Consider the following 22433-nt stretch of genomic DNA (forward strand, 5'->3'; position numbering starts at 1 on the left):
AATGAAAACATTCAATATAGAAGATATACATGATTCCCGGATGGAAGAGGCTATCCGGTTCAAGATAAATGACCTGACCAAACCTAAAGGCTCACTGGGACGGCTGGAAGAACTGGCCGCACAGATATGCCTGATCCAGCGAACGCTATCTCCCGTCCTTTCTCATCCGTATAACATTCTATTCGCCGGCGACCACGGTATTGTGGAAGAGAACGTCAGCGTATCTCCTAAAGAAATTACCTGGCAACAGATGTATAATTTTCTGGAAGGTGGAGCCGGTATCAATTTTCTATGTCGGCAGCATGGATTCAAACTGATGCTGGTCGACTCGGGAGTAGACTACGACCTGCCTTACGAAAAAGGTATTATCAACATGAAAGTACGGAGAGGTACACGCAATTTCCTCCACGAAGCGGCCATAACTGCCGAAGAAATGGACCTTTGTCTGGAAAGAGGTGCCCTATGTGTTGAAAAGGCATATAAAGAAGGATGTAACATAGTCAGCTTCGGCGAGATGGGTATAGCCAACACATCTGCTTCCTCCGAATGGATGTCATATTTTGCCCATATTCCTCTGCAGGAATGTGTAGGTGCCGGAGCCGGTCTGGACAAACCAGGCATAACACACAAATACAAAGTACTGAAACAGGCTCAGGAAAACTTTTCGGGTGAACATACAGCCGAAGAAATTATCTGCCGGTTCGGAGGTTATGAAATGGTCATGGCTGTTGGAGGCATGTTGAAAGCTGCCGAACTGCGCATGATCATTCTGGTCGACGGATTTATCATGAGCAACTGCATACTGGCGGCATCACAGCTATATCCGGAAGTCATGCAATACGCCATTTTCGGTCATCAGGGGGATGAAAACGGACACAAGCGCCTGCTTGAAGCCATGCATGTATCTCCGCTTTTACACCTTAACCTCCGCCTGGGAGAAGGCAGCGGTTCAGTCTGTGCCTTCCCTATTGTCGATTCGGCGGTAAGAATGGTCAATGAAATGGATACATTCAGCCATGCCTCCATCACCAAATACTTTTAACCTACCAAATCCAAAACCTGCTATCATGAACAATTTATTGGCAGCTCTCATGTTTTTTACCCGGCTTCCGTTCTGGAGAATCAAGACAGTACCTCAGGAATGTTTCAGGCATGTGGTCAGCTATTGGAGTTTCTGCGGATGGCTGACAGGTGCCATAATGGTGGTAACATTTATGGTTGTAAACGCCATACTGCCTGTTCCGGTAGCCATACTCGCAGCACTGACAGCCCGCCTGCTTGTTACCGGGGCCTTGCATGAAGACGGTCTGGCCGATTTCTTCGACGGATTCGGAGGAGGAACCGACAGGGAGAGTACACTCCGTATCATGAAAGACTCCCACATCGGGACATACGGAGTTCTGGGATTAATCGTTTATTACCTGTTGGGATTCAATCTGTTGAATACTTTGCCAACCTATGACCTCCCGTATATCCTGTTTTGTGCCGATCCGTTCTGCAAGTTTGTATGCAGCCATATCCTGTGGCTGTTGCCTTATGCCAGGAAGGAAGAAGAAAGCAAGGCAAAAGTAGTCTATACCCGTCTGGACTGGAAAGAGGAACTCATTTCTGCCTTAGGAGGTCTGATTCCCCTGTTGGTCTTACCGGAATTCTATTATTACATATTGCTGATACCTGTTTTCGTATTCATTTGTATACAGGCATTGTTCCGTCGTCGCCTGCAAGGATATACAGGCGACTGTTGCGGGGCAGTCTTCCTGCTGAGTGAATTATCTTTCTGGCTGGGAGCAGCCATTATGAGCTATAGCCTGATAGTCTGACAGAATGGAATGGGAGGAAATTCCGAAACCGCATCAATATACTGCCAAAGCATAACCGATGTAAAGGATTACCATACATATAACCATGGCTCCTTCTGCCTTCCGGTTGATACGGATAGCTGTCATTGCGTCCTTAGTGTCCAGCAGACGGTCATTCTCGCCTATATAAGGTTTGTAGACTGTTTCCCCGAAATAATCGTGAGGTCCCCCGAAACGGCAGTCAAGAATACCGGCTAAGGCCGATTCGGGATAACCCGAATTGGGGCTGGCGTGCTTGCGTCCGTACTTTCTGACAAATGACAGGAGAGACGGACGTCCCGAAACCAGCACCATCAGAAAAGCCGTGATACGTGCGGGTATGTAATTGGCTATATCGTCCAAATGTGCGGCAAAACATCCGAAATCCCGGTAACGTTCATTCCTGTATCCTATCATCGAATCCAATGTATTGATCATTTTATAGGTAAGTATACCGGGGACACCCAGCACAAGATACCAGAACAAAGGAGCGATTACCCCGTCGCTCAGATTCTCGGCCAGCGTTTCCAGGGCTGCCGTACGCACTTCCTGACCACTCAGCCGGGCAGTATCCCGTCCCACTATCCGTGATACTTGATACCGTCCCTTGTCGAGCGAAATATCCAACGCTTCAAAGACCATACGCACCTCATCAATCAGGGTCTTGCCTGCCAGACAAAAGAATACCAAGACAGAAGCTACAGCCATACCCAGCCAGTCATTAACTGAAAAGCAGAAATGCATCAATCCCCATGATACGATATAGACTCCGACAACCAGTATGAGTACGGTCCATATTCCTTTTCTTTTCCTGCCGGTTCCCTTGTTCCAGCGATGTTCGAAAAAACCGATCAGACGTCCGAATCCCACAACCGGATGTGGCAGTCCTGCCGGATCACCCAATATCTTGTCCAGAATCACCCCTGCTACCAACGGCAATATAACGGTTATTACAAATACATCCATTCCTTTATGCTTTCAATCAATTCATCGTTTTCTTCGGGCGACTGGATAGCTATGCGGAAAAAACGTTCGTCCAGTCCGGTAAAGTTCGAAGCGTCTCTGATCAGGATTCCCTTCTCTTCAGCCAGAAACTGTTTCAGGGCCGATGCCTTTCCGTAATGCAGGCAGACCAGCATGTAATGTGTATCCGAATTCCATACTTCCAGTCCGCCTATTTTTTCCAAAGCTTCTGCCACACGGTCCTTCTCCCGCAGCAGTGAAACCAGATCCGGCTGCAGTTCAGTCTCATGTTCCAGCAGATATAGTCCGGCCTTGATAGCCAAAGCGTTCACCGACCAGGGCATGTGGCTCCGTTTCAATTGCTGTATAAGTACAGGATTTCCTGTTACACCTCCCAGACGTAAGCCTGGAATTGCAAACTGCTTGGTCATGGAATGTAAAAGCAGCACATTGGGAAGTTCAACCGTTTCGGGCACCGAAAGTACCTCCTTGTCGGTAAACGGAGCATACGACTGGTCTATCACAAACAGGCATTTCGGAAATGCCGTGACCAGGCGGCGCAAATCACGTACATCGTATGTCTCTCCCGTCGGATTGTTGGGATTACACAACCAGCAGATACCGTTGCCGGGCATCGATATGTCCTGCAGTGAAAAGACCTGCCTGATACGGTGTTGGTGCAGCCGGCATGCATCGGCATATTCGCTGAACGTAGGCATGAGAATGACCGAACTGCTTTCGCGGTAAACCTGTGCAATCAGGTAAATGGCTTCCGTGGCTCCGTTTGTCACGCAAACGGCCGACGGGTCTGTATGAAAATATGCGGCCCATGCCTTTTCCAGGGAATAAGGCTCCGGTTCCGGATAACTGCGGATACAAGCCATTTCATGGGAAAGAAAATCATTCAGTCCGCTATGGTCTATGCGGTTATATACATTCGAGCTGAAATTCAGCCGGATGTCTTTATATCGGTAAATATCGTCTCCGTGTCCTTTAATCATGATCGGTCAGTATTTGATACAGCAGCGGCATGTTGAGGTGAGCCCTCACATGAGCTGCCAGCTTGTCGTATTGTTCATCCTTGAATGTCCGGTAATCGGTAAAAGTCTCTTTCCTTCCGGCATAAGGGTCAAGTAGCCAGTCGATTACCTCTCTATTGTCCAATATGCCGTGAATATAGGTACCCAGGCATCTGTGACCCGCCATGCATCCTTCTCCTGCACCGTTTTCCAGGTAGTTCAGATGAGCAGCCTCTTCCCCGTCGGCCAGGGTAGTACGTCCCATATGGATTTCATATCCTTTGCAGGTACATTCCGACCGTTTCAGGAACGAGAAGCACACCTGGCGGGTAATCTTGTTACCCTGCATGACTGTATGCATCGGCAGCAGGCCCAGTCCGGGCAGGCTACGGATACTGCCTTCCACCCCTTCCGGGTCTTCTACAGAAAGGCCCATCATCTGATAACCGCCACAGATTCCCATAACGGTAGCCCCTTCCCGGTGTGCCCGGACAACAGCCTCGGCCACACCGTTCCTGCGCAGTTCATATAAATCGTCCAAGGTACTTTTGGTTCCCGGAAGAATGATGATATCCGCTTTCTGGATTTCATCGGTATTATTCGTGTAATAAAGATTGGTACGTCCGTCGTGCTCCAGCATATCGAAATCGGTAAAGTTCGAAAGATGCCGGAGCAGAACAACCGCAACGTTCACCTTTCCGCTTACAGCCCGACGCTGTTTCTGCTGAAGTTCCAGGGAATCTTCTTCTTCAATATGAATGTCCTTATAATAAGGAATTACCCCAAGTACAGGTACCCCGCAAATATCTTCCATCATCTTCACTCCCGACTCAAACAGACGTAGGTCGCCCCGGAACTTGTTGATAATAATTCCCTTGATACGTTTCCGGTCTTCGGGTGTCTGGAGGGCAATGGAACCGTAAGCACTGGCAAAAACGCCTCCGCGGTCAATGTCGGCAACCAGAATCACATCGGCACCGGCATGGCGTGCCATCGGCATGTTCACCAGGTCGGTATCCCGCAGGTTAATTTCAGAAATGCTTCCGGCTCCTTCCATCACAATGGGGTTATAACGCTGTGAAAGCCTGTCGAAAGCAGCGTTCACGGCCCTACGCAGCTCTTCCCTCCCTTCCTTACGGAAATAGTCGTATGCGTTGCGGTTGCCAATCGGCTTCCCGTTGAGCACCACCTGCGACGTGTGGTCGGAACTGGGTTTCAGCAACAGCGGATTCATATCTGTGTGGCAAGGGATTCCGGCAGCTTCGGCCTGTACAGCCTGGGCACGACCTATTTCCAGTCCCTCAGGGGTAGCATACGAGTTAAGTGCCATATTCTGAGCCTTGAAAGGAGCCGGAGTATAACCGTCCTGCAGGAAAATACGGCACAAGGCCGTTGCCAGTACACTCTTTCCCACATCACTTCCGGTTCCGGCCAGCATCAAAGGATGTAATCGTAAGGTCTGCATAGTTTTCGAGTCGTTTATCTGTATTTTTATATCAGTCCATCTTCTTCTTGCGCTTATAGGCAAATGATTTCCACTTCTCTTCGGGCCAGTTCTGACGCTGCAGCTCAAACCGGGCCATGACAAAGAACAGATCCGAAAGGCGGTTGACAAAGCGGAGGATCTCCGCCGGTACCGGATCTTCCCGATGCAAGGACCACAGCCTGCGCTCGGCACGGCGGGCCACCGTACGGGCATACTGCAACTGGGCCGCCAGAGGGGTTCCCCCCGGAAGGATGAAAAAGCCGTTATCTGTAAGCTGTTCCATCATATCGTCCATCCACCGTTCACAAAGTCTGTCCATATCTTCCGGTACAGGATTCGGGTTCTGCTTCCGGATAACCGATGGCGTCGCTACATGGCTCATTACCGTCATCAGTTCACGCTGTACGGTAAACAGAAGTTCCTGCCAGGGGTCGTCTTCCTCCAGCATACTTCTGACTATTCCAATCAAAGCATTCAGTTCGTCCAGACAGCCATTGGCCTCTATCCGTATATCATCTTTCGGGACACGCCCTCCTCCATGGATGCCGGTTGTCCCGTCATCTCCGGTACGTGTATATATCTTTCTCATAATCAGTTATTTTCCAGTATTCCATAACCGGAATATGTCGGTCTCTCCCCAATACCAGTGTGTATAGCCTGCTATGACATTCCTGTAACGGTAAAGCGGTGTGTCTACCTTCTGCCCCTTTGCGTTGAACTGCTGTGTGACAGACGGCAAGCCTTCTGCGTTCCTCACACTCGAATAGTGGAATTCATGTCCCCTCAGGGAAAGGCCGTTACAGACCGTACTCCGGTATCCAAGATGCAGACGGGCCTTTTCCATGGTAGCTTCCAGGGGCAAGACACCTGCCATCCGATAAATTTCACCGCTCTGTGTCGTGATGGAACGGGTCAGATACATCATTCCGCCACATTCGGCCAGTATCTTTCCTCCATTTCCCGCATAATCCCGGATCTGGATCATCAGGCGCTGATTCCTGGTCAGCTGGGGAGCAAACAGTTCGGGGTATCCCCCGGGAAGATACACAAAATCCGATTCCGGCAGTTTTTCACCGGCAAGAGGACTGAAAAAAGTTACCTTTCCCGCTTCACACAACCGGTCGATATTCTCCCGGTACATAAAGTTGAAGGCAGCGTCACGGGCCACCGATATCCTCAATCCTCCCGGACTCAGAGGATCCTCCCTGAAAAACAGTTCAGACTGTACATAGGAATTCCCGGTTCCGGTCTCCGGTACAATCTCCCGTGTATGAATCTGGGGGCGGTTCCTGCAGATATCCAGCAGTCTGTCTACATCGACATGTTTCTCTATCAGATCGGCAACCCTGTCAATCAGAGCTTCCATCTTCCGCTCTACGTCCAATGTAAGTCCCAGGTGACGGGAAGGTACCTGTATCTGTTCCGTTCTCGGGATATATCCCAACCCGGGAATGCCGACATCCTCACATGCGTCTTCCAGGAAAGCATAATGTGAAGGCGAAGACACCTGGTTGAACACTACTCCCGCTATATGGACCTTAGGATCGAAAGTCTTCAGGCCATGCAGGACCGCAGCTACTGTGTAGGCCGAAGAACGGGCGTTCAGAACCAGGATAACCGGTATCCTTAACAGACCTGCTATCTCTGCGCTGCTCCCCTTCATCCGGTCATATCCGTCGAACAGTCCCATGACTCCCTCGGTAACACAGACATCGGTCCCTTCCGAATAACGTCGGTAAACGGAACGGACATGCTCTTCCGACGCCATCCAGGTATCGAGATTGACCGACGTCCGCAAAGCGGCCATGGAATGGAACTGGGTATCGATATAGTCGGGCCCACATTTGAATGGCTGTACCTTCAGCCCTTTCCTGTGCAACACACGCAGCAGTCCCATCGTAAAAGTGGTCTTCCCGCTTCCCGACATGGCGGCTCCTATCAGCAGATGAGGTTTCATGGTTCTGTCTTTTGGGGTTTATCCTGCAAAGATAAAAGAAATATCTTACTTTTACCGGAAAACAGGTCAGGCATTCTGTCCCTATGGCATGAAATTATGCCAAAAACGAAACAATTGACACATTTTCCACCTCCACGACCCAAGAATTCACGATTTTTTATATAGATTTGCAACTACTTCGAGTGAAAAAGGAAACATGGATACAAGCACAGAACTTATTTTGATACGTATCAGCGGCGTAGACCGGCCGGGACTGACAGCTACCATTACGGCCATCCTGGCGGGTTATGACGTGGATATTCTGGATATCGGCCAGGCCGACATCCACAGTACCCTTTCATTGGGAATTCTCTTCAAATGTAGTGAACAGGATTCGGGGAATATCCTGAAGGAGCTTCTGTTCAAGGCTTCCGAACTGGGAATCAACATCCGTTTCTATCCCATTACTGCCGAGGAATATGAAGAATGGGTAGGCATGCAAGGTAAGAACCGCTATATCCTTACCCTGTTGGGCAGAAAGCTTACGGCAACCCAGATAGCCTCGGCTACCCGGGTTCTGGCCGACCAGGGACTGAACATCGATGCAATCCGACGACTGACGGGACGTGTCCCTCTCGACGAACGGAAGGCACAAGTAAGAGCCTGCATCGAGTTTTCCGTGCGCGGCACTCCGAACAACCGTGAAGAACTGCAGACCAACCTGATGAATCTGAGCTCGTCGCTGGGAATGGACTTCTCCTTCCAGCAGGATACCATGTACCGCCGTATGCGGCGCCTGATCTGTTTTGATATGGATTCTACCCTCATAAAGACAGAAGTGATAGACGAACTGGCCGAACGTGCCGGAGTGGGTAAGCAGGTAAAGGAAATAACCGAACGTGCCATGAGAGGAGAAATAGACTTCCGTGAGAGTTTCAAGGAACGGGTAGCGCTGCTTAAGGGGCTGGACGAAAGTGTCATGAAAGATATAGCTGTAAACCTGCCTATCACCGAAGGCGTAGACCGGCTGATGTATGTATTGAAAAAGTATGGATACAAGATAGCCATCCTCTCGGGCGGATTCACTTACTTCGGCAATTACCTGAAAGAAAAATACGGCATTGACTATGTCTATGCGAACAACCTGGAAATTATAGACGGCAAACTGACCGGACGCTACCTGGGTGATATCGTAGACGGAAAACGGAAAGCGGAACTGCTACAGCTTATCGCGCAGATAGAGAATGTGGACATCGCCCAGACCATTGCGGTGGGAGACGGAGCGAACGACCTTCCCATGCTTTCCATAGCCGGCCTGGGCATCGCCTTCCATGCAAAGCCGAAGGTAAAGGCCAACGCACGCCAGTCTATCAGTACCATCGGTATTGACGGCGTCCTGTATTTTCTGGGATTCAAAGATTCTTATCTGGACGAAAGAGCAAACAGCTAATAAAATTAGATGAAGTAATAGAATAATATGAAGTTTTCCGAACTGAATTTAGAAGACAGTGTTCTCGATGCACTTGATGCGATGAATTTCAAGGAGTGTACTCCTGTACAGGAAAAGACTATTCCTGTAATACTGGAAGGCAGAGACCTGATTGGAGTGGCACAGACAGGGACGGGCAAAACGGCAGCCTATCTGCTTCCGGTCATCAACCAGTTAAGCAAAGGTGGCTATCCTGCCGATTCCATCAACTGCATCATTATGGCCCCGACACGTGAACTGGCCCAGCAGATTGACCAGCAGATGGAGGGGTTCTCCTATTTTATGCCGGTATCCAGTGTAGCCATCTATGGAGGCAATGACGGGATACGCTTCGAACAGGAGAAAAAAGGATTGACCCTCGGAGCGGATGTGGTTATCGCTACCCCGGGACGTCTTATCAGCCACCTGAGTCTGGGATATGTGGATTTGTCGAAAGTATCCTTCTTTATCCTGGATGAGGCCGACCGCATGCTCGACATGGGATTCGCCGATGACATCATGCAGATTGTCAAATACCTGCCGAAGGAACGTCAGACCATCATGTTCTCGGCTACTATGCCGGCCAAGATCCAACAGCTGGCCAAGACCATTCTGACCGATCCCGTTGAAATAGCCCTGGCTGTATCAAAACCAGCCGACAAGATAATACAGGCCTGCTATATCTGTTATGAAGCACAGAAGCTGGGAATCATCAAGAGCCTGTTTACCAAACAGAAACCTGAACGTGTCATTATCTTCGCATCGTCAAAAATGAAGGTAAAGGAAGTGACCAAGGCTCTGAAACATATGAACCTGAATGTAGGGGAAATGCATTCCGACCTCGACCAAAGCCAGCGCGATGAAATCATGCACGACTTCCGCAACGGACGGATCGACATGCTGGTGGCTACAGACATCGTGGCGCGGGGAATCGATATAGACGATATACGTCTGGTCATCAACTACGACGTTCCTCACGACAGTGAAGACTATGTACACCGCATAGGCCGTACAGCCCGCGCCAACAACGACGGTTGTGCCATTACTTTCGTCAGTGAAACCGAACAGACCCGGTTCAAGCAGATAGAAGATTTTCTGGGCAAGGAAATCTATAAGATTCCAGTTCCGGAAGAACTGGGAGAAGCTCCGGTATATGAACCCAAGGCACAACGCAGCGGAAGGAAACACGGGAAAGGAGGCTGGAAAAAGCGGAATAACTTCAACAACAAGCGCCCGGACAACGCCCAGAGCACAAAAAACGGCAACGGCAAGAAACGTAACCGTCCCGCTTCACGGACAAGCAAATCCTGAAAACCGATATGCAACCTCAAGGATTCCGGCGGAATACTGCCGGAATCTTTTTTATTTTTACCGGACATAGAACAAACGGGAGCCGATTCTGTATAATAATTTTAATAAATACCGGTTTATTTATTAAAACATGTTATAAAGCAGAAAAAAGTAGTTGTTTTATTTGCATTATGAAGAAAAGTCCCTACCTTTGCAACGTGTTTTTCATAGTATTAGATTTAAGGTTAACAAAAGGTTGGAGTACAGCGGTACTCCTTTTTTTATGTCCGTACCATTCATCCCGCTCTTTGCGGATTTCCATAAAAAAAGGAAGCCACATTCCTGCAGCTTCCCGTATTCCTTTATAAGATCGTTCCTGAAATCTACTGTTTCAGCATATAGGTCAGGTTATCTTCCCTGTCAATCAGCAGGTCGACATAATAGCACGAACTGCCGTCCGGAATACAGATGGTGGCACGGTAATGATAGCCCTTGGCATCCACTCCCATGAAATCCATATCCGAAAGGATGGCTCCCCGAAGGAAATTATCCGGCACCGAACCGGCAAACATCTCTTTGGTGATATCTTTGGAATACAACCGACGGGTTCCCTGATATACGCAGATATGGATTACATTGTCGTAAAAGACGTTGTCCACCTTCAGGCCTTCGTCGGTTATGCCCGGACGGATCACTTTCTTCGTTGAAGGATTGATATAGGCATATCCCCTGTATCTGTTCCCTTCATACATGAACACCGAATCCTTCTGGATTACCTGAGGCTCCGGTGCCGCCTCCTCCACTTCATAACCGAAAGGTATGGTATCCGTTTCGGCCTTATGCAAAGACATAAGGTCGCCCATAGACGTATAGAACTGCAATACATGTTCCCCCAACTTCTGGATACGGTATGCAGTCTTCTCCGCCCCATAGGATATCAGCGTATCACCGGAGACGCCGAATCTGAAGGGTGCGTTCACCTGACTGGCCAGATACATACTGTCGCCCTTGACCTTCAATATAGGCATTTCCGTATTGTCGTCCAGCCAGACTCCCTGCAACATCTCTACCGCAGCCCGGTCCGCCTCGTCTGTTCCTTGGTCTTCCTTTTTACCCCCACAGGAAACCAATGCCAAAACTAATATGATTGATGCATATCTTTTCATTTTCCGATGCAATGATAGGTAATCCCCAGTTCCTGCAATTCGTTGATATCGTAAATGTTTCTTCCATCAAAAATAACGGGATTGTTCATCGTCTTCTTCATGACTCCCCACGCGGGCAGACGGAATTCCTTCCATTCGGTCACAAGAAACAGGGCGTCGGCATCCAGCAGGGCGTCATACATGTCGCGGGCGTAATAGATGCTGTCGCCCAGACGACGTCTGGCTTCGTCCATTGCCGCAGGGTCGTAGGCACGGATTATGCATCCCGCCTCCTTCAGCTTCTTGATCAGGACCAGTGCCGGAGCCTCCCGCATATCATCCGTTTCGGGCTTGAAGGCCAGTCCCCACATGGCAACGGTCTTCCCTTTCAGGTCGCCGTTGTAATATTTCAGCAGTTTACGGTACAGAATATCTTTCTGGGCTTCATTGACTTCCTCCACCATTTTCAGGACACGCATGGTATAGCCGTTCTCCTCGGCCGTCTTGATGAGTGCCTTTACATCTTTCGGGAAACAGCTTCCACCGTAACCGCATCCGGGATACAGGAACTTACGTCCGATTCGGCTGTCCGAACCGATACCGCTACGCACCATGTTGACATCAGCGCCTACCAGTTCACACAGGTTGGCTATGTCGTTCATGAAACTGATTCGGGTAGCCAGCATGGAATTGGCTGCATACTTGGTCATTTCGGCCGACGGTATATCCATGAAAATCACGCGGAAATTGTTCAGCAGGAACGGGCGGTACAGCTTGCTCATCAACTCCTTCGCCTTATCCGATTCCACTCCCACCACCACACGGTCGGGAGTCATGAAGTCGCTGATGGCATTCCCTTCTTTCAGGAACTCAGGGTTGCTTGCCACATCAAAGTCTACCTTCACTCCACGTCTGGACAATTCTTCATTGATCACCGCCTTCACCTTCTTGGCCGTACCTACGGGTACGGTACTCTTGGTGACAACCAGCACATAGCGGTTCATGCAGGAACCTATGGTCCGGGCCACGTCAAGAACATGCGACAAATCGGCACTTCCGTCTTCATTAGGAGGAGTCCCTACTGCACAGAACACGATAGTCACTTTATCCAGACATTCGGCCAGTGACGTGGTGAAATGCAGGCGTTCCGCCTTAACATTACGCAAGACCATATCTTCCAGCCCGGGCTCGTAAATAGGGATAATTCCTTTCTTCAGGGCCTCTATCTTCTCTTCGTTGGTATCTACACAATACACATTCGCCCCTGTTTCGGCAAAACATGTACCTGTAACCAGACCGACATAACCGGTTCCGACAATAGCTATATTCATACTGTTTCCTAAATTTATTTCAAAATACCGGATGCAAAAGTAACCAAAAAAAAGAATTATATAAAAAATGATATTTAAAAATAAAGAGAAAAACATTACATTTGCAATATGATTGAATTGGCTAAACATATTGAAGTTCTCTTGCTGGAGAACGACTGCGTCATCGTCCCCGGCCTGGGCGGTTTCATTGCGCATTACCGTCCTTCCATATATAATGAGGATACAGGGGCCTTTTGTCCGCCCATGCGTACAATCGGTTTCAATCCGCAACTCGTCATGAATGACGGATTGCTGGTACAATCGTACATGCAGGCCTACAATACGGATTTTCCCGACGCCACCCGTAAGATTGAAAAGACCGTAAGCCTGATGAAGGACGAGCTTTACCAACGCGGACAGATTACATTGAACAATGTGGGAACGCTGTATTACAACATGAACGGAATATATGAATTCGCTCCGTTACAGACCGGGTTCTTCACCCCGTCGCTCTACGGACTGGAACCGTTCGTCCCCTCTCCGCTGCAGGAACTGACGGAAACCGTAACCCGCCAGACTTATCGTCCGGAACCAGTAAAGGAAATAGTTCCCCAGACGGCAGGCCCCCAGACTCCGGTCCGTGTCATCCCGATCCGCAAATGGCTGAAGAATGCCGTAGCTGTAGCAGCTGCCGTCATCCTGTTCTTCATCCTTTCCGTTCCGGTAGAAAACACTTACGTGAGCGAAGCCAACTATGCGTCACTGGACTCCTACAGCCTCTTTGATGCTATCCGCAACCAGTCGGCCGCTTCGAGCATAACAACCGAACCGCAGAACAACACCCGCCACAGATCTCAGGCGAAGAATAACGTCAACACCTTGAGACCGGCTTCGGTAAGGACCGAAAAGGTAGCCCCGGCCAAGAAGAAGATACAGCCGAAAAAGGAAAAGCCTCAGACCGCGACGACACAGCCGGCTCCTGCCTCCAAGGCTGAACCGAAAAAACAGACTGTTGCCCCCCGTCCGGAAGCTTCTCAAGCCGCAAGCCGGAAAGGATGCTACGTCATTGTAGCCAGTTTGCCCAATGAGGCAGATGCACAGCGCGAAGCACAGCGTCTGCAAGGCAAAGGATTCAAAGATGCCGAAGTGGTAGAATCACAAGGACGTTATCGTATTTCGGTAGCCCGTTACACACAGGCTTCCGATGCATACAAAAAAATCCAGGACCTGAAGAAAACGGCAGGATTCGAATCGGCTTGGGTATATACAGTCAAGTAACAACAAACACCGAACAAAGAGACAATGAAAAGAGTAAGATGTCCGAAATGCGACAATTATATACAGTTTGACGAAACCAAGTATTCCGAAGGCCAGTCGCTGGTATTCATCTGTGACAACTGCAAGAAACAGTTCGGAATCCGTATTGGAAAATCCAAGTTGAACGCCGGAAGCCGCCGCGAAGAGGTGGTGGATGAAACGGAAGGTACCCGGGACTTCGGGAATGTAGTAGCCATTGAAAACGTTTTCGGCTATAAACAGGTCATCCCGCTTCATGAAGGCGACAACCTCATAGGCCGCCGCTCGAAAGGGAATGAAATCGATGTACCGATCGAGACCAACGATCCCAGCATGGACCGCCGTCACTGCATCCTGAACGTGAAACGTAACAAGCAAGGGGAACTGGTCTATACCCTCCGCGACAACGACAGCATTACGGGAACCTTTCTGATGAATGAACTCCTGGGTCCGAAAGACAGGGTCCGCATCGAAGATGGAGCAATTTTCACCCTGGGTGCTACAACGCTGATTCTCAGGGCTGCTGGCAGCGAAGAAGAGAAGCGGTAAAAACAACTTGATTTTTTCAGGAAACACCTTGATTTTTCGGAAAAAAGAACCTGAACTTCCATCCGAAACATCAAGGTGTTTTTTATCCGTTCCAAATAAAGAAATTTTTCCATATTCAGACCTTCTTCCTTGGTGTATTGCAAAGAATGTAGTACCTTTGTAACCCGAAAGCCACATCATATATAAGGCTTTCTTTAGGATAACATTATACTAACAAACTTAACTTTTACATTATGCCGTTTACTAACAACGTAATGATTGTGCGACATAAGCTGCTGGAAAAACTCGTCGCTTTATGGAAAGAAAATCAGTTGGTTGAAAAGATAGACCGTGTTCCGTTGGAACTGAGTCCCCGCCGTTCGCAGCCGGTAGGACGCTGCTGTATCCATAAAGAACGTGCTGTAACCAAATACAAATCACTCCCGTTGCTGGGCTGGGACATGTCGGACGAGCACGACGAGCTCACCCCGCTGTCGGAATATGCCCGCCAGGCACTCGAACGGAAGAAACTCATCAAAGAAAATATTCTGTGTGTCATAGATGAAGCCTGCTCTTCATGCGTACAGGTAAACTACGAGGTAAGTAACCTGTGCCGCGGATGTGTGGCACGCAGTTGTTATATGAACTGTCCAAAGGGAGCGGTCCACTTCGACAAGAAGACCGGACAGGCCCATATTGACCACGATACATGCATCAGTTGCGGTATCTGCCACAAGAGCTGCCCCTATCACGCCATCGTCTATATTCCCGTACCGTGCGAGGAAGCGTGTCCCGTCAAAGCCATCAGCAAGAATGAGCTGAATGTGGAACACATTGACGAAAACAAGTGTATCTACTGCGGCAAGTGCCTGAATGCCTGTCCGTTCGGAGCCATCTTCGAGATTTCCCAGGTATTCGACATACTGGAAGCTATCCGCCGTGGAGAAAAGCTGATAGCCCTCCCCGCCCCGTCTGTTCTGGGACAGTTCGACGCTACCATCGACCAGGTGTACGGAGCCCTGAAGGAAATCGGTTTCGCTGAAGTCATCGAGGTGGCCGAAGGTGCGATGCACACTACCAGCAACGAAGCTCATGAGCTGCTCGAGAAGCTGGAAGAAGGTCAGAAGTTCATGACTACCTCCTGCTGTCCGTCGTACATCGAGCTGGTACGCAAGCACATTCCCGGCATGCAGCAGTATGTATCAAGTACCGGATCGCCCATGTACTATGCGGCTCGGATTTCCAAGGAAAAATATCCCGATGCCAAAACGGTATTCATTGGTCCGTGTATTGCCAAGCGAAAGGAAGCCCAGCGCGACGAATGTGTGGATTATGTAATGACATTCGAAGAGCTGCATTCTGTACTGAAGGGACTGAATATCGAACTGGCTCAGGCCAATCCATACAAGGTGGCATACGAATCAGTCTGCGAAGCCCACGGATTCGCTCAGGCCGGCGGTGTAGCCGGAGCTGTCAAAGCCTATCTGGGACCGAAGGCCGACGGAATCAAGATGCTGCAGTTCTCCGACTTCAACAAGAAGAGCATCGGCCAGATGCGTGCCTGGGCCAAGACCGGCAAGGTAGACGCCCAGTTCATCGAAATGATGGCCTGCGAAGGCGGATGCGTAACCGGACCGAGTGCCTATAACGATGCGGTTTCGGGTAAACGGCAGCTCAACCAGGATCTGCTGAAACGCACGCTGAAATACGAAAACAGTACCAACAAAGAATAAGTACTCTTCTCCATGAGAAGTATCATAGAACGTCTTTATCGGGAGCATACCGCTGCTCCCGATGAATTGCGTACACTGCTTGCCGGCTGTGACAGCAGAAACCTGGAACTGATCAATGAAAAGGCCCGTGAAACGGCACAGGCCCGGTTCGGCAACAAGGTCTTTATCCGGGGACTGATAGAAATAGGAAACTGCTGCCACAACGATTGTTATTACTGCGGTATACGGCGAAGCAACCGGAACATCGAACGCTACCGGCTCGACAAGGAAACGATACTGGCCTGCTGCCGTGAAGGGCATGCCTTGGGGTTCAGGACATTCGTACTGCAGGGCGGTGAAGACGATTACCTGACTACAGAACGGGCTACCGGAATCATCGCGGACATCCGCCGCGAATTTCCTGATTCCGCCATCACTCTCTCCCTCGGAGAGAAAAGTACAGAAGCCTATGAAGCCTTTTTCCGTGCGGGAGCCAACCGTTACCTGCTCCGACACGAAACCCATAACCCGGCACATTATAGGCAGCTTCACCCCGCAGGCATGTCGCTGTCCAACCGGCTGCGATGCCTGGACGACCTGAAACGTATCGGTTTCCAGACAGGTACCGGCATTATGGTGGGCAGTCCCGGACAAACCATCGACAACCTGGTGGAAGATATCCTGTACATCGCACAGCTCCGCCCCGAAATGATCGGTATAGGCCCCTTCCTCCCGCATCACGACACACCCTTCGGGAAAATGCCTGCGGGAAACCTGGAACAGACCTTACTGCTGCTCTCCATTTTCCGGCTGATGCACCCCGATGCCCTGATTCCGTCGACTACAGCCCTTGCCACACTTACACCCGAAGGCCGTGAAAGAGGAATCCTGGCCGGAGCGAACGTGGTGATGCCGAATCTCTCACCGCCGCAGCAACGCAGCAAATACGCGCTGTACGACAACAAGGCATCCATGGGGGCCGAAGCAGCCGAAGGACTCCGGTTGCTGCAGGCACGCCTGGAAAAGATAGGATATACCATTGATATGGGAAGAGGAGATTACCGACTTATATAAAAACAACAATATATATTATGTACAATATAAATTCACCTCATGCAGAAGAATTCATCTGCCATGATGAGATACTGGATACACTGGAATATGCACAGGCCAACAGTAACAACCGCGAACTTGTGCGTTCACTCATTGAAAAGGCACGTGCCTGTAAAGGACTAAGTCACCGTGAAGCGGCCGTATTGCTGGAATGTGACGACAAGGATCTCCTTGAAGAAATCTATTCCCTGGCCCGCGAAATCAAACAGAAATTCTACGGCAACCGCATCGTGATGTTCGCCCCGCTATACCTGTCGAACTACTGCGTAAACAGTTGTGTGTACTGTCCTTACCACGTGAAAAACAAGACCATAGCCCGCAAGAAACTCTCACAGGACGATATCCGTAAGGAAGTGATTGCACTGCAGGATATGGGCCACAAACGATTGGCCATCGAAGCTGGAGAAGATCCGATACACAACCCCATCGAATACATCCTTGAGTCAATCCGAACAATCTACAGCATCAAGCACAAGAACGGAGCCATACGTCGCGTAAATGTGAACATAGCGGCCACCACCGTAGAGAACTACCGCCTGCTGAAAGATGCCGGTATCGGCACTTATATCCTGTTCCAGGAAACCTACCACAAGGAAAATTACGAAAAACTCCACCCGAGAGGCCCGAAAAGCAACTATGCCTACCATACGGAGGCAATGGACCGTGCCATGCAGGGAGGTATCGACGATGTGGGTATCGGAGTGCTTTTCGGACTGAATACCTATAAATATGACTTCGTAGGCCTGCTGATGCATGCCGAACACCTGGAAGCGGCTTTCGGCGTGGGACCGCATACCATCAGTGTACCGCGTATCTGCTCGGCCGATGATATCAATGCCGCCGATTTCGAAAATGCCATTTCGGATGAAATCTTCCAGAAACTGGTGGCCGTAATCCGTATCAGCGTACCTTACACAGGCATGATTGTCTCTACCCGTGAATCGCAACGTTCGCGCGAAAAAGTGCTGGAACTCGGTGTTTCTCAGTTGAGCGGCGGATCACGTACCAGCGTAGGCGGATATGTCAAGCAGGAAATTCCAGAAGAAAATTCGGCTCAGTTTGATGTAAGTGATACACGAAGCCTCGACGAAGTAGTAAACTGGCTGCTCCGCCTGGGCTATATCCCCAGCTTCTGTACTGCATGTTACCGTGAAGGACGTACAGGCGACCGCTTCATGTCGCTCGTCAAGACCGGACAGATTGCCAACTGCTGCGCCCCGAACGCCCTGATGACCCTGCAGGAATACCTCGAAGACTACGCATCGCCCGAAACCCGTGCACTGGGAGTCGACATGATACGTACACAGATGGAACAGATACCCAATCCTGCCATCCGGCGCCGTGCGTTGGAAAACCTGGAACGTATCACGAAAGGGGAACGCGATTTCCGCTTCTGATGCAACTTATTAATGACACTACAAAATATCCATATCATGCAAGATACTCCCCGTGCGAACCGCATCCACATAGGCCTCTTCGGCAAGCGTAACAGCGGAAAGTCATCACTGGTCAACGCACTGACCAACCAGGAGGCTGCACTTGTCTCCGACATTGCCGGAACAACTACCGATCCCGTCTACAAACCGATGGAAATTCATGGCATAGGACCTTGTGTATTCATCGATACAGCCGGACTGGACGATGAAGGCCGGTTGGGTGAACTGCGCATCAAACAGACACTCAAAGCTATGGAAAAGACCGATGTAGCCCTGATGGTCTGTACCGGTGAAGACATAAACCAGGAACTGGAGTGGAGCCATACGCTGAAGGAAAAGAATGTACCGATAATCTGGGTGCTGAACAAAGCCGACCTTCTTGAAAATGCGGAACAGACAGCCCGTAACATCGAAAAAAAATGCGGACAAGTTCCTTTGATTGCATCGGCTAAAAAGAAAACCGGAATGGAAGACATCCGCCGCGGTATCATTGGCAGACTACCCGATGAGACGATGGAAAAAGGCATTGTAGGGAAACTGGTATCGGAAGGCGATACTGTCATGTTGGTGATGCCGCAGGATATACAGGCACCCAAAGGACGGCTTATCCTTCCTCAGGTACAGACCATACGCGAACTTCTTGACCGTAAATGCCTGGTAATGTGCTGTACGACCGACAAGATTGAGCCGATGCTACAGGCTTTGTCGGCTCCCCCGAAACTGATTATAACCGATTCCCAAGTATTCAAGACCGTATACGAAAAGAAACCGGAATCCAGCAGGCTTACATCCTTTTCGGTCCTGTTCGCACAATACAAGGGTGACATAGACTATTTCATGGAAGGGGCGGAAGCTATCGGACGACTCACCCCCTCATCGCGGGTACTGATAGCCGAAGCATGTACCCACGCCCCACTGGCAGAAGATATAGGAAGAGTAAAAATACCTAACATGCTACGCAAACGCATCGGTGACGGACTACAGATTGACCAGGTATCGGGAACCGATTTCCCGGAAGATCTTTCGGGATATGATCTGGTTATCCATTGCGGTGCCTGCATGTTCAACCGCAAGTATGTGATGAGCCGTGTATCAGAAGCCAGGAAACAGCATGTTCCGATGACCAATTATGGAGTGACCATCGCCTGTCTGAGCGGTATTCTGGATAAAATAGACTATTGAACGGTACACTCCTGCCCTGCCTCACCACAATTTCAGGATGTCCGTCTCACCCCAATACCAGTGGACATATCCGGCAATGACGTTCTTGTAGCGGAAGAAAGGTGTGGAAACCTCCGCCCCTCTGGGAGTAAACATCTGCGCCGCTACAGGCAGGGCTTCGGACGACACCAATGCGGAATAATGGTATTCATGCCCACGCAGCTCTATGCCATTATATACCATACGACGGTATCCGGCACACAGGCGGGTATCTTCCATACTGCAATCGAAAGGCAACACACCGGCCATTTCGTATGCCGTACCTCCTTTCCTTACCGTCAGCGTACGACCCAGGAATATCATACCCCCACATTCAGCCAGAATCCGGCCACCTGCTTCGGCATAGTCACGAATCTGCTGCATGAGCCGTTTTCTCCGGTGCAGCTGACGGGCAAAAAGTTCGGGATATCCTCCCGGAAGATAGACCAGATCCGCCTCTGGCAGATCACTCCCGTATACAGGACTGAAATAGGTTATCTGTCCTACTTCGGCCAGACGGTCGATATTCTCCTTATACAAGAAGCTGAAAGCCGGGTCACGGGCAATGGCAATACGCAATCGTTTTTTCCCGGCCGTATGCATTGCCTCCACTTCCAGATCGGAGGTAAAAGGCAGTGTATACGGACAGGGGAATATACGGGTGCACAGATTCATCAGCTTTTCCAGATCGATGTGCTTTTCAACCAGCAATGCTACTTTATCGATCAGCGTACTCATTTCCCGCTTTTCGGTCAAGGTAAATCCGGTGTGACGGGAAGTGATACGGATATCGTCCACTACAGGCAGATAACCCAGACATTCAATCCCGGCATCGATGCACGCTTCACGTAAAGAAGCGAAATGGGCAGGCGAAGCCACCTGATTGAAAATAACCCCGGCAATGCGCACGGAAGGCTTGAAATGCTTGAAGCCATACAGCAGCGGAGCCACGGAATAGGCTGTGGCACGTGCATTGACAACCAGTATCACAGGTATATTCAACAACCGGGCTATTTCAGCACTGCTGCCTTCCATACGGTTATACCCGTCGTAGAATCCCATGGATCCTTCCACCACGCAGGCATCAGAACGTTCGGCATACGTATTATAAATATACTGTACATGCGTTCCCGAAGTCATCCATGTATCCAGATTGACCGAATCACGCCCGGTAGCTATGGCATGGAACTGGGTATCGATACAGTCGGGGCCGCACTTGAACGGCTGTAACTTCAGTCCCCGGCGTTTCAAGGCACGTAACAGTCCCAGCGTAAAGGTGGTCTTTCCGCTTCCCGACATAGGTGATCCGATCAACAGTTGTGGCTTCATGTATCAAGTTTCAAATTTCCCGCAAAGATAGGGAGAACACCTGAATTTTCAGTATAATCGGAAAAATAAAAACAAAAATTCTAACGTCCCGTAGCCTGCAGGTATTCCCGTTTCTTGACTTCATACTGTGCATATGATTCTACATACCTGTCGCGGCTCTGCTGGAACAAGGTCTGCGCCTCGAGCAAGTCACTCATCGTACAGGTACCGGCCCGGTAATAATCAGTCTGCAACCGGAGGTTCTCCGAAGCCTGCCCGATGGACTCTATAGCTATTTCCACCTGCTTGTAGGCATCAGTCAGGCTGTTCCAGGTATTATTCATCCGAATTACCAGCAATTGACTCTGGTCAGTCAGCTGATTCTCTGCATTACGGACCTTCAATTGTTGCCTTTTTATATCGTGAAAACCTCCCCACCATCCTGACAAAGGTACACTTACTGTTGCAAAACCGACCCAAAACGAATGGTCCTTATCCATCAGATTATCATATATATACCCGCCTCCGACAGATAGCAAAGGTAGATTTTTCCCAATAGAAATCTTATGCTGCAGACGGGCTGCCTTTACATTCTGTTGCAACAGATTGTATTCATCGGTAGCTGGAAGAGAAGATTCCGGCAATACATAAAGCTCTCCGGGATGACCGGGCAAAGAATCGGTCAGAGCCATATCTACATCTACTGAATCAGACGGATGCCCCATATATTGTGCCAACAAGCTCGTAGAAACAGCAAGAGCATTCTCTACCTGAATGCGTGTGCTACGTGTTTCATTTTCCTTGAGCTGTACCTGAAGCAGATCGTTACGATTGCTCACACCCGCCTGTACGGCCGCATCAACATCTTTATGAATACTGGACAGCTGTTCCCCTACGATAGAAAGAGTCCGTAACTTCTCTTTCAACATGACTATCTGCCAGAAATACTGTTCGACAGTAAGCCGTACTTCCTTCTCTGACTGCCGGCGTTGCAACCGGTTCACTTCCACATTCACTGCAGACAATTTATTACCGTTGACAATTTGTCCACCTGTAAAAAGCGGCACTGCTGCGGTTATACCTCCAATCACACCGTTCTTCATCATGGACAATTTTTCACCAGGTATCATTTCCATTTCAACCAACCCTTTATCGGCCGTAAAGCCTGTACCGAAAGCATTGAAAGAAGGGAAAAATTTGGTAAAAGCTTCCTGCTGTACATGACGTGCTGCAGCCAGGTCATTGTCTGCATTCTTAATACGGGTATTGTTTACAAGAGCCTCATGAATACAGGCATCCAACGTATAGGCATGCTGGGAGAAAGCAGGCATTATGCCCGCTATTCCAAGTCCCAAAAGAAAAATATGTTTTACAAATTTCATAAC

The 22433-nt window shown here is 49.6% G+C and carries 19 protein-coding genes; 10 read left to right on the forward strand and 9 right to left on the reverse strand.

Annotated elements, in window-relative coordinates; genetic code table 11:
• The first annotated feature begins 1 nt into the window (after window position 1).
• Window positions 2-1042, forward strand: coding sequence for a nicotinate-nucleotide--dimethylbenzimidazole phosphoribosyltransferase (gene cobT / locus BQ7489_RS10060; RefSeq protein WP_072530892.1), 1041 nt, complete (start codon window positions 2-4; stop codon window positions 1040-1042).
• A 25-nt stretch (window positions 1043-1067) separates the two neighbouring features.
• Window positions 1068-1820 carry an adenosylcobinamide-GDP ribazoletransferase gene (gene cobS, locus BQ7489_RS10065; RefSeq protein WP_072530893.1) on the forward strand — a complete coding sequence of 251 codons (753 nt, stop codon included), beginning with the start codon at window positions 1068-1070 and terminating at the stop codon, window positions 1818-1820.
• A 33-nt stretch (window positions 1821-1853) separates the two neighbouring features.
• On the opposite strand, the gene cbiB is transcribed toward cobS, so the two are convergent.
• The 5 genes from cbiB to BQ7489_RS10090 are packed head-to-tail and all read right to left on the reverse strand — an operon-like array spanning window position 1854 to window position 7263.
• The gene (cbiB, locus tag BQ7489_RS10070; RefSeq protein WP_072530894.1) at window positions 1854-2804 is read right to left on the reverse strand and encodes an adenosylcobinamide-phosphate synthase CbiB; all 951 of its coding nucleotides are present in this window, start codon (window positions 2802-2804) and stop codon (window positions 1854-1856) included.
• Entirely contained in the window at window positions 2789-3802 is a 1014-nt protein-coding gene (locus BQ7489_RS10075) for a threonine-phosphate decarboxylase (RefSeq protein WP_072530895.1), read from the reverse strand. The genes cbiB and BQ7489_RS10075 overlap by 16 nt, the downstream gene beginning before the upstream one ends.
• Window positions 3795-5285, reverse strand: a complete 1491-nt coding sequence (locus BQ7489_RS10080; RefSeq protein WP_072530896.1) for a cobyric acid synthase — start codon at window positions 5283-5285, stop codon at window positions 3795-3797. The genes BQ7489_RS10075 and BQ7489_RS10080 overlap by 8 nt, the downstream gene beginning before the upstream one ends.
• 31 nt (window positions 5286-5316) lie before the next feature.
• On the reverse strand, window positions 5317-5895 hold the full coding sequence (locus tag BQ7489_RS10085) for a cob(I)yrinic acid a,c-diamide adenosyltransferase (RefSeq protein ID WP_072530897.1): 579 nt from the start codon (window positions 5893-5895) through the stop codon (window positions 5317-5319).
• A 6-nt stretch (window positions 5896-5901) separates the two neighbouring features.
• Window positions 5902-7263 carry a cobyrinic acid a,c-diamide synthase CobB gene (locus BQ7489_RS10090; protein ID WP_072530898.1) on the reverse strand — a complete coding sequence of 454 codons (1362 nt, stop codon included), beginning with the start codon at window positions 7261-7263 and terminating at the stop codon, window positions 5902-5904.
• A 196-nt stretch (window positions 7264-7459) separates the two neighbouring features.
• Here BQ7489_RS10090 and serB point away from each other — a divergent pair, with 196 nt between their 5' ends.
• Both serB and BQ7489_RS10100 read left to right on the forward strand, forming a co-directional pair.
• Window positions 7460-8692: a phosphoserine phosphatase SerB gene (gene serB / locus BQ7489_RS10095; protein ID WP_072530899.1), complete on the forward strand. Its 1233-nt coding sequence runs from the start codon at window positions 7460-7462 to the stop codon at window positions 8690-8692.
• 27 nt (window positions 8693-8719) lie between these two features.
• A complete protein-coding gene (locus tag BQ7489_RS10100) occupies window positions 8720-10021 on the forward strand; it encodes a DEAD/DEAH box helicase (protein WP_072530900.1) in 1302 nt (433 codons plus the stop codon).
• Window positions 10022-10383: 362 nt separating this feature from the next.
• Here BQ7489_RS10100 and BQ7489_RS10110 read toward each other — a convergent pair whose 3' ends face one another.
• Both BQ7489_RS10110 and BQ7489_RS10115 read right to left on the reverse strand, forming a co-directional pair.
• Window positions 10384-11166: a DUF4738 domain-containing protein gene (locus BQ7489_RS10110; RefSeq protein ID WP_072530901.1), complete on the reverse strand. Its 783-nt coding sequence runs from the start codon at window positions 11164-11166 to the stop codon at window positions 10384-10386.
• Window positions 11163-12476 carry a UDP-glucose dehydrogenase family protein gene (locus BQ7489_RS10115; RefSeq protein ID WP_072530902.1) on the reverse strand — a complete coding sequence of 438 codons (1314 nt, stop codon included), beginning with the start codon at window positions 12474-12476 and terminating at the stop codon, window positions 11163-11165. The genes BQ7489_RS10110 and BQ7489_RS10115 overlap by 4 nt, the downstream gene beginning before the upstream one ends.
• A gap of 108 nt (window positions 12477-12584) precedes the next feature.
• Here BQ7489_RS10115 and BQ7489_RS10120 point away from each other — a divergent pair, with 108 nt between their 5' ends.
• The 6 genes from BQ7489_RS10120 (at window position 12585) to hydF (ending at window position 19722) form a co-directional block, all read left to right on the forward strand.
• Window positions 12585-13733, forward strand: a complete 1149-nt coding sequence (locus BQ7489_RS10120) for an HU domain-containing protein (protein WP_072530903.1) — start codon at window positions 12585-12587, stop codon at window positions 13731-13733.
• A gap of 24 nt (window positions 13734-13757) precedes the next feature.
• Window positions 13758-14300, forward strand: a complete 543-nt coding sequence (locus BQ7489_RS10125) for an FHA domain-containing protein (protein WP_072530904.1) — start codon at window positions 13758-13760, stop codon at window positions 14298-14300.
• A 233-nt stretch (window positions 14301-14533) separates the two neighbouring features.
• Window positions 14534-16012, forward strand: coding sequence for a 4Fe-4S dicluster domain-containing protein (locus BQ7489_RS10130; RefSeq protein WP_072530905.1), 1479 nt, complete (start codon window positions 14534-14536; stop codon window positions 16010-16012).
• Between the two features lie 12 nt (window positions 16013-16024).
• Complete coding sequence (gene hydE, locus BQ7489_RS10135) at window positions 16025-17065, forward strand: [FeFe] hydrogenase H-cluster radical SAM maturase HydE (protein WP_072530906.1); 1041 nt, start codon at window positions 16025-16027, stop codon at window positions 17063-17065.
• Between the two features lie 17 nt (window positions 17066-17082).
• Window positions 17083-18501 (forward strand): [FeFe] hydrogenase H-cluster radical SAM maturase HydG, encoded by a 1419-nt coding sequence (gene hydG, locus BQ7489_RS10140; protein ID WP_072530907.1) that lies wholly within the window; start codon window positions 17083-17085, stop codon window positions 18499-18501.
• Window positions 18502-18537: 36 nt separating this feature from the next.
• On the forward strand, window positions 18538-19722 hold the full coding sequence (gene hydF, locus BQ7489_RS10145; protein WP_072532118.1) for a [FeFe] hydrogenase H-cluster maturation GTPase HydF: 1185 nt from the start codon (window positions 18538-18540) through the stop codon (window positions 19720-19722).
• Between the two features lie 21 nt (window positions 19723-19743).
• Here the strand turns inward: hydF and BQ7489_RS10150 are convergent, their stop codons facing one another.
• Window positions 19744-21069: a cobyrinic acid a,c-diamide synthase CobB gene (locus BQ7489_RS10150; RefSeq protein WP_072530908.1), complete on the reverse strand. Its 1326-nt coding sequence runs from the start codon at window positions 21067-21069 to the stop codon at window positions 19744-19746.
• Between the two features lie 80 nt (window positions 21070-21149).
• Entirely contained in the window at window positions 21150-22430 is a 1281-nt protein-coding gene (locus BQ7489_RS10155; protein ID WP_072530909.1) for a TolC family protein, read from the reverse strand.
• Window positions 22431-22433: the final 3 nt, after the last annotated feature.

Origin of the sequence: Bacteroides ilei (assembly GCF_900128495.1) — a bacterium.
GTDB lineage: Bacteria > Bacteroidota > Bacteroidia > Bacteroidales > Bacteroidaceae > Phocaeicola > Phocaeicola ilei.